This is a genomic window from Neisseria sp. P0022.S010 (genome assembly GCF_051956635.1).
In genome coordinates this window covers 1-2,144 of sequence record NZ_JBQCXF010000491.1, presented here as the reverse complement: position 1 = coordinate 2,144, position 2,144 = coordinate 1, and the positions used below count along the sequence as shown (strand labels likewise).

Sequence of the window (2,144 nt, the reverse complement as noted above, 5' to 3'; positions counted from 1 at the left end):
CGTGAAATTTAGCACAAAAGCCGAAACTTTGCAGGCTCAACAGGCAGGTGCGCAATTATTTGTCTGCGCCGAAGCATCGCAACTGAGCAACCCGACTGCCCTCGCCCTCTTCGCTTCCCTTGAAGAAGGTCAAAATTTCGCCGACACCAAAATCCCGACGGACAACGGTTTGCAAGCCATTGCCGTTGCCCGCCTCGAAAAAACCGACCGCGCCGCGCTGAACAAAGCCGCAGCCGAAGCCGCCAAATGGGCGCAAAATCAAGAAACGGTCAATGTGGACGTTCACGCCTTTGAAGAAGCGCAAGCAGCAGCCGTTGCCGAAGCGTTTGCGATAGCGTTCAGCAATGCCGCCTACCGTTTCGACCGCTACAAAAAAGAAGCCAAACCGGCCAAATTTGCAGAAGCCGTGTTCCACAGCGCACACGAAGCCGCCGTCAAAGAAGCCCTGCGCGTTGCCGAAGCGCAGGTTTACGGACAAAGCCTCTGCCGCGACTTGGGCAATGCCGCACCCAACGAATGCACGCCTGAATTCCTCGCGCGTACCGCCAAAGCCGAAGCCGAAAAATTGGGCGCACACGCCAAAATCATTGAAAAAGACTACATCAAAGAAAACATGGGTTCGTTCTGGTCTGTCGCCAAAGGCAGCGTCGAAGACCCATATTTGGTCGAATTGAGCTATTTCGGTGCAGCCGACAAAGAAGCCGCGCCTGTAGTATTGGTCGGCAAAGGCATTACCTTCGACACCGGCGGCATTTCCCTCAAACCCGGCCTGAACATGGACGAAATGAAGTTCGACATGTGCGGCGCGGCAACCGTCATCAGTACCTTCTGCGCCGCCGTCAAACTGCAACTGCCGATTAACCTCGTCGCCGTTGTCGCCACTTGCGAAAACATGCCTTCCGGCGCGGCAAACAAACCGGGCGACGTCGTGAAAAGCATGAAAGGCTTGACGATTGAAGTGTTGAACACCGATGCCGAAGGTCGTCTGATTTTGTGCGATGCGCTCACTTACGCCGAGCAGTTCAAGCCCAAAGCCGTCATCGACGTCGCCACCCTGACCGGCGCGTGTATCATCGCCTTGGGTCATGACGTCAGCGGCGTGATGGGCAACAATCAGGATTTGGTCGACAGCCTGCTGGCCGCTTCCCGCAACGTGGACGACAAAGCATGGCAACTGCCGCTCTTTGAAACCTACAAAGACCAACTCAAATCCAACTTCGCCGACATCCCCAACATCGGCACACCCGGCGCAGGCACGATTACCGCCGCCACCTTCCTGTCTTACTTCACCGAAGACTACCCGTGGGCGCACCTCGACATCGCGGGTACGGCATGGAAATCAGGCAGCGAAAAAGGCGCAACCGGCCGCCCCGTTCCCCTGTTGCTGAACTATCTGCGCAACGTAAAATAAACTTGGACACCTGCAGGGCAAAGCCATCGCCTCCGCAGGTCGTCTGAAAACGGAACCGCATCATCTTCTGACACAACCCAACAAACGGAGAACCATGATGAAACCGCTATTTGCCGTATTGTCCGTCGCCTTTCTGCTCGGCACGACCGCCAGCGTTCAAGCTGCGGAACAGGCGAAACCGACCGACCGCAGCGTCCAAGTGTATAAAAAAGCCGACTTGGCAGTGTGGAATCGCGAAAACGCAGCCGGAGGCAAAGGCCCGTTGCTCGGCAGTTTCGCCTTCACCCGTCACCAGACCGCCGCACAAGACGCGTTTAGAGAAATCGGCTGGCTGACCCTGCCGCCGGGCGCATCCATCGGCGAACACAAACACACCGACAACGAAGACGTTTACATCATCGTATCGGGCAAAGGCGTGTTCACCGACAGCACGGGCAAACAGACCCCAGTCGGCGCCGGCGACATCACCATCGCCCGTCCGGGTCAGTCCCATGCGTTGAAAAATATCGGCAAAGAGCCGCTGGTCTTCCTTGACTTGATTGCCGAAACCGCCGCAGTCAAAGCTGCCAAATAGCAGTCACCTAACCGACAAGGTCGTCTGAAAACGGAATCTGGTTTTCAGACGACCTTTTTTTGCTATTTAGGCAACATGATGCTTTGCAAACAAACCGGAAGGGTGGCGTACTGCCGCTATTTCCGTCTTTTTATTATTTTTAAGATATTAGGTTTCCGA

Annotated in this window: 2 protein-coding genes; both read left to right on the top strand. The window is 55.5% G+C overall.

The features are described from left to right. Position 1 precedes the first annotated feature (1 nt). Complete coding sequence (locus ACTHUT_RS18505) at positions 2–1,411, top strand: leucyl aminopeptidase (RefSeq protein WP_250599861.1); 1,410 nt, start codon at positions 2–4, stop codon at positions 1,409–1,411. A gap of 97 nt (positions 1,412–1,508) precedes the next feature. Continuing rightward, positions 1,509–1,985 (top strand): cupin domain-containing protein, encoded by a 477-nt coding sequence (locus ACTHUT_RS18500; RefSeq protein WP_250601706.1) that lies wholly within the window; start codon positions 1,509–1,511, stop codon positions 1,983–1,985. Positions 1,986–2,144: the final 159 nt, after the last annotated feature.